The organism is Adlercreutzia sp. DFI.6.23, from assembly GCF_024462535.1.
GTDB lineage: Bacteria > Actinomycetota > Coriobacteriia > Coriobacteriales > Eggerthellaceae > Adlercreutzia > Adlercreutzia rubneri.
Map to the genome: position 1 here is coordinate 1 of NZ_JANGBP010000218.1, position 391 is coordinate 391.

General features: G+C 57.3%; 1 protein-coding gene. It reads right to left on the bottom strand.

All coding sequences use genetic code 11. The annotated features are described in order from the left end of the window. Positions 1-69: 69 nt before the first annotated feature. Positions 70-391, bottom strand: a 322-nt coding sequence (locus NE591_RS13080) for a tyrosine-type recombinase/integrase (RefSeq protein WP_371130617.1), incomplete at its 5' end; no start/stop codon positions are given.

The following is a 391-nucleotide window of genomic DNA, read 5'->3' on the forward strand; positions in this document are numbered from 1 at the left end:
TTGTACTTCACGGCGATACACGGGCCATTGTGAAATACCGTAGCTTAACCCTATCGTTAGGCAGTCGCATTAGATGACTAAAAACTCACCATTGGATTTGAATGTCATCTCGTAGGTCTCGTGCCCCAGCCGGTCCGCTATGGCGATCGCGCTGAACCCCATCTCTATGCGGAGCGAGACATGGCTGTGGCGAAGGTCGTGGATCCGGATGGGTTCGAGCCCGCATGCGGCGCAGCCGCGCTTCATCTCGTGGTGCAGGTAGCTTTTGGTGAAGCAGAAGATGCGGCAGGCGCGCCGCTCCTCCGGGATGGATCCGAGGAAATCGGCGAGTTCGTCCGCAAGGAACTCTGGCATGACCACATCTCTCTTCGATTTGGGCGTCTTGGGCGAG